Origin of the sequence: Pseudomonas sp. Sample_9 (assembly GCF_004307535.1) — a bacterium.
In the GTDB taxonomy this organism is placed as follows: Bacteria; Pseudomonadota; Gammaproteobacteria; order Pseudomonadales; family Pseudomonadaceae; genus Aquipseudomonas; species Aquipseudomonas mercuritolerans.
Window position 1 is genome coordinate 5,299 of sequence record NZ_RAZO01000419.1, and the last position, 6,129, is coordinate 11,427.

Annotated in this window: 3 protein-coding genes and 1 pseudogene; all 4 read right to left on the bottom strand. The window is 60.7% G+C overall.

All coding sequences use genetic code 11. From position 1 onward, the window contains the following. A pseudogene (locus D6877_RS23945) lies at positions 1-782 on the bottom strand (helix-turn-helix transcriptional regulator); the annotation flags it as partial. 343 nt (positions 783-1,125) lie between these two features. Next, positions 1,126-2,490, bottom strand: coding sequence for a DUF1329 domain-containing protein (locus D6877_RS23950; RefSeq protein ID WP_130912308.1), 1,365 nt, complete (start codon positions 2,488-2,490; stop codon positions 1,126-1,128). Between the two features lie 27 nt (positions 2,491-2,517). Further along, positions 2,518-4,407 (bottom strand): DUF1302 domain-containing protein, encoded by a 1,890-nt coding sequence (locus D6877_RS23955; protein WP_130912309.1) that lies wholly within the window; start codon positions 4,405-4,407, stop codon positions 2,518-2,520. Positions 4,408-4,744: 337 nt separating this feature from the next. Continuing rightward, the coding region (locus tag D6877_RS23960) for a fatty acid--CoA ligase (protein WP_130912310.1) at positions 4,745-6,129 on the bottom strand (1,385 nt) is incomplete at its 5' end.

The following is a 6,129-nucleotide window of genomic DNA, read 5'->3' on the forward strand; positions in this document are numbered from 1 at the left end:
AGCGCGGCATCGTTGCCCGCCTCGGCCACCGCCAGCAGCCAGAAGCGCAGACCGGCGACCCAGCCTTCGCTGCGCTGGATCAGGCTTTCCAGTGCTTCGCCGCGCAGTGAGCTGCTGTGGCGGTCGAGCAAAGTCAGGGCTTCGTCGTGGGTCAGGCGCAAGTCCTGTTCGTGCAGCTCAAGCAACTGCCGCGACAGGCGCAGACGCGCCAGATGCCAGTCCGGGCGCTGACGACTGGTGACCATCACCAGCAAGCCATCGGGCAGATGATTGAGGAAGAATTGCAGGCACCGGTCCAGCACCGGCCCTTGGGCGAGATGGTAATCGTCGAGCACCAGCAGCAACGGCGCGGCGGGATCGAGATGCAGCGCGAGCTCGTCGAGCAGTCCGTCGAGCCATTCTTCGAAGGCGAACGGCTGATGGCGCTGACGCATTTTCAGCAGGCCAAGAGCACCGGCGCCCAACGCAGGAAAATAGTCTTGCAGACCTTCGAGCAAGCGCTCGAGAAAACGTCCGGGATCGCTGTCCCGTGGGCTCAAGCCCAGCCAGAGACTTTGCCAATGCGCAGGCAGACTCTGACAGAACTCCACCGCCAGCGAGCTCTTGCCGAACCCGGCCGGGGCGCTGACCAACAGTAACCGACCACCGAGCCCGGCCTGCAGACGCTGGCAAAGGCGCGGCCGCAGGACATAGCCGTCAGGCAGCGGTGGGCGGAAAAAACGCCCGTCCAGTGCTGCGACGGTGATGCTTGCGGGACCCGGAAGTGGGGACAGATCAGTCATGGCCGGCTCTTGTTCGAAGGCGATTGGCGGCGTTGCAGATGTCCGCAGCCTAGCCTTAAACGAAGAGGTAATGAAGGTCACTGCTACAAATGGCTACAAAAAGCCTACACAGCGCCGCCAAAATCCGGCATCACCGACCAATCGCGACCACGATGAATCCGTGTAGGAGCTGCCGAAGGCTGCGATCTCTTGACTTTGCTTTTTCCAGAATCAAAAACAGGATCAAAAGATCGCAGCCTTCGGCAGCTCCTACATGAGCGGTGCGGCGTAAACCGCACGCAAAAAAACGCCCCGAACCGGTCGGGGCGTTTTCACGAGGGTGCGGCCTCGGGTTTACGCAGGTTTAGCGAACACCATCCTGACGCAGAGCGGCCGGGGTGAAGTCGCTGGTGGTGGCGGTGAAGCCGAAGTCATACGCCTGCTTCTCTTCGTTCTTCATGCCCAGTGCCAGATAACGGCCGGACTGCAGGTCGTAGAGGGTTTCGAGGGCGTACCACGGCACTTGCTTGTCGTAGTAGTTCTCGGCATGTGCCTCGGCTACACGCCACAGTTGGCCACGACCGTCGTAGTGGTCGATGACCGCTGCCTGCCAGGTGTCCTCGTCGATGTAGAAGTCACGCTTGGCGTAGATGTGGCGCTGGCCTTCCTTCAGGGTCGCGACCACGTGCCAGACGCGGCGCAGCTCGTAGCGAGCCAGGTCCTGGTTGATGTGACCGGCCTTGATGATGTCCGAGTACTTCAGTTTCGGATCGTCGAGCTTGTAGCTGTCGGAGGCGATGTACATCTCTTTCTTGCCTTCGAGCTTCCAGTCGTAACGATCCGGCGCACCGTTGTACATGTCGAGGTTGTCCGAGGTACGCAAGCCGTCGGCGGCAGTACCCGGGCCGTCATAAGACACTTGCGGTGCACGGCGCACACGACGCTGACCGGCGTTGTAGACCCACGCCGAACGTGGCTCCTTGACCTGATCGAGCGTCTCGTGCACCAGCAGTACGCCACCGGCCAGACGCGCCGGCGCGGTCACTTTCTGCTTGAAGTAGAACAGGATGTTGCCCGGGTTCGCCGGATCGTAGTCCTTCATCTTGTCGCGGAACACGAACTGATCCTGGAAGTACACCAGGCTGTACGAGCCGTTCGGTTGCGGCGTGGCCTGGGTCACCAGACGGGTCACGCTGCCGCCGCGATAGCGGGTGATGTGGTTCCAGATCACTTCCACGCCGGTTTTAGGAATCGGGAACGGCACGGCGGTATCGAAGTTTTCCAGACCGTTGCCGCCGGACACCAGGTTGGTGCTGGTGGCGTTCTTCTTGATCGCAGCGAATACGTCATCCGGCACGGTGGCACCGCGATGGGACGGATAGACCGGCATCTTGAAGGTTTCCGGGTAGCGCTTGAACATCGCGTACTGGCCCGGGGCAAGCTTGTCCTTGTACTTGTCGACATCCTTGGCAGTGATGGTGAACAGCGGCTGCTCACTGGCGTAAGGGTTGGACAGGAAGCCTTTGCTGTCGACACTGCCGGCGTTTTTTGGCATTGGTTTCCAGGCCGGGATCGAGCCGTCGGCATTGCCAGCCATTTCCGCGCCCATTGGCGTCAGGCTCTTGCCCAGTTTATCCGCTTCGGCAGCAGGCACCGCCGCCATGACACTGGTCGCCAGCAGCGACAGGCCCAGAACACCGGCGTGGAACAGACTCTTTGTTATTTTCATAAATTCGTTCGTCCTGAAATGCAGTGCTTAGAAGTTCACGCCGAAGCTGAGCGCCACGAAGTCGCGGTCGTCCACGGTGGTGTACTTGCCGTCGAAGAAATTGGTGTAGGCCAGGCTCGCGGTGTAGGTGTTCTGGTACTCGGCGTCGACGCCCAGGCTGACCGCTTTGCGACCTTCCTCGAAGTTGCCGCCAGGGCCTGGCGAGTAACCGCTGACGTCGTGGGACCAGGCCACGTTCGGCTTGAGGTTCACACCGGCAAACACGTCGTTGTATTCCCAGATCGCCCGACCACGGTAGCCCCACGACATCGACGTGGTGAAACCGTCGTTTTCGCAATTGCGGCTGCGGTTGTTCTGTGGCGAACCGGGACCGGCGCCGTTGATGGTGCTGTTGTTGAGGATGTTGGCGCAGGTATCGACTGTGCCAGTGGCCGGCAACTCACCCGGACCGTAGACCGGGTCACGGCCATAACGCTTGTCGGAGCGGCTTTCCAGGCCACCGACGTAGGTCGCGCCGACTTCACCGACGAGGGTCAGACGACTGGCACCCATGACCTGATCGAAGAAGTGCGTGAACGTCGTCTGTATCTGGGTGATTTCCTTGCGCTCATAGCCATGCAGATCCTGACCCGGCACGCCAGTGAGCAGCGAAGCGTTGGTCAGCGCGCCGCCCAGAGGACGTACGCCGGCAAACAGGATGTCGGTGGAGTTCAGTTGTACCGGCGCGTTCGGACGGTAGCTGATCTCACCGCTCCACGCCGTACCGGTAGGCAGGGTGGTGGAGAAGCTCAGACCGTAGAGACGAATGTCTTCCGGGTATTCGATGAAGTAATTGGAGTTGCCCGCAACCAGCAGCGGTGCGAGTGCGGCAAACGGCCCCGGCAACCCGGCAGCGGTGTTGTACACCGATTGCGGGGCACCGGTGGCGCTGAAGATCGGCGCACGGCTGTGGTAGTTCATGAAGTAGGCGCCGAACTCGGTGTCGAGTGGCTCGAACATGTATTTGAGGGACGCGCCCCACTGACCGCTATCACGCGCGTCACGGTCCGGCCCACGGCGCACCAGCACGCCTTCTTCGTCGACGTTGACACCGTTGGCGGCCAACGGCCCCAAAGCGATCGCCGGAATCTGCGAACGCTTGTTCAGTACGCGCAGATTGCTGTCGCAACCGTCAGCAACGATGTCCGGCTGGGAGAAGAAGGTGCCGCAGTTATCGACGACGGTCTGGTCCCATTCCAGTTGGTAGAACGCTTCGGCCGAGAGGTTATCGGTGAGGCTCTGGGACACGTAGAACATGTTGACCGGAATCAGGCCTTCCTTGATCTCGGCGCCAGGACGACGGAATGCGGAAACGTCGATCGGGTTGATCGAGTTGATACCGCCGCCGATGAAGGTACTTTCACCCCAGCTCACTACCTGCTTGCCCAGACGCACGGAACCCGGCTGATCGGCAATCGCGTAGTTGTGATAGACGAAGGCGTCGAGGATCTGCCCGCCGGAGGACTTGGCGCCCTCTTTGCGGTTGCTGTCGCTGATGTCCTTGAATTCGCGGCTCTCGTCCTTCAGTTCGAAGTCGTACCAGTATTTGCCACGGACGAACACGCCGGTGTCGCCGTATTTCAATTCAAGGTCATGGATACCCTTGAAGATCTTCGAAAAGGTTTCGCCGCTCTTGAAGTTGGCGTGCCCGTCATCGGAAGTCTGCGACAGGCCGCGGCCGCCGTTGTTGACGCCGATGAGGTTCTTGTTCGGGCTCTGAGTAGACCAACTGGCACCGATCGACAGGGACGAGTCGAACTGGCCTTCGATTTCACCGACGTTGAAACTGACGCCGAATGCAGGCCCGGCGAGCGAGGAGGCAAGACTGACCGCCAGAGGCAGTTTCGCCCGGCGCCAGAACTGGTTTACTGAGGTCATCGACGCTACTCCATGTGCATTATTGTTATGGCAGTGAGTACTTTTAAAAACGCTGTGGAGGACCGGGCGCCAGGGCTGTCCGAAATCGCTCCAGAGTTGCTCGCCCCGTTCAGTGCGTATGCTCCGTTTCTAAAAAGTCCTTGAGCGGACTATATCCAGCGGGTGGTAGTGCTTGATCCCTCTAAAGTGTGATTTGCAGCCGCCAACCACTCTGGAACAGTCCTTTCGCCAGTCCGACACACGTCGGCACGGCAAGGATGGCTGATTTTTTCGATTTCACAAGCCAAGCGCTTGCTTGGTGGGTCTGGCGCGCCGGTTTCGGCGCGCCAGCAGGCACTTAAAGTGTCGAGAGGAAGGTGCTGTTGTTGGCCTGCCATTCGGTGATGTCGAGGCGGATGCGCTTCTTGTCGAGCTTGCCGACACTGGTCTTGGGAATTTCGGTAACAAGGGCGATCTGACTGGGGATCGCCCACTTGCTCAGGTGCCCCAGCTCGACGAACGGTTTGAGGTGTTCCTTCAGTTCCCGTGCGCCGATCACCTGCCCTTCGCGGACCACCAGCAAGGCAAACGGACGCTCGCCCCACTGCGGATCGGCAATGCCCACCACTGCTACTTCGCGTACCGCCGCATGCCGGCTGATGAGGTCTTCGAGGTCGAGGGAGGAGATCCACTCGCCGCCGGTCTTGATCACGTCCTTGATGCGATCACGAATATCGATCACGCCCATGCTGTCGAGCGTGGCGACGTCACCGGTGTGCAACCAGCCACCGGCCCAGAGCTCGGCGCCCTTCTGCGGTTCGTTGAAATAGCCTTCGGTCAGCCACGGCGCGCGCAGCACCAGTTCGCCCTGGGTTTCGCCGTCAGCCGGAAGGAAATTGCCCTCGCCGTCGACAATCGCCGCTTCGACCAACGGTCCCGGCACGCCGGCCTTGATCCGGTAAGTGGTGCGCTCGTCTTCGCTGCCGGCCATCAGTTCGTCGTTGAGGTGCGCACAGGACACCAGCGGCCCGGTTTCCGACATGCCGTACGCGGCCGTCAGCTGAATGCCACGGGCCTTGGCGTTTTCATACAGGCTGCGATTGAGCGCGCTGCCGCCGATGACGATTTTCCAGCCGCCAAAATCCGCACCTTGCGCGGCTTTGGCGTTGAGCAGCATCTGCAGGATGGTCGGCACGCAATGGGAAAAGGTGACCTTCTCCTTGCGCCACAACTCCACCAGATACTCCGGATCGTAACGGCCCGGGTAGACCTGCTTGAGCCCGAGCATGGTCGCCACGTACGGCAAACCCCAGGCGTGGACGTGGAACATCGGCGTGATCGGCATGTACACATCGTTGGTGCCGAGCAGCCGCACGCTGTCGATCGAACCCATGATCGTTGCCACGCCGATGGTGTGCAGCACCAGTTGCCGATGGGTGAAATACACGCCTTTCGGATTGCCCGTGGTGCCGGTGGTGTAGAACGTGGTGGCCACCGAGTTTTCGTCGAAGTCCTGGAAATCGTATTGCGCACTCGCAGCGGCCAGCAGTTGCTCGTATTCGCCGACAAGGTTGGGCAGCTCCGCGGTTTTCTCCGGGAGATCGGTCAGCAGCAGGGTTTTCTCCACCGTGGTCAGCTGCGGCGCGATGGCCTGATACAGCCCGACGAACTCGCTGTTGACCAGCACGAAGCGGTCCTCGGCGTGGTTCATGGTGTAGAGGATCTGTTCCGGTGACAGGCGCA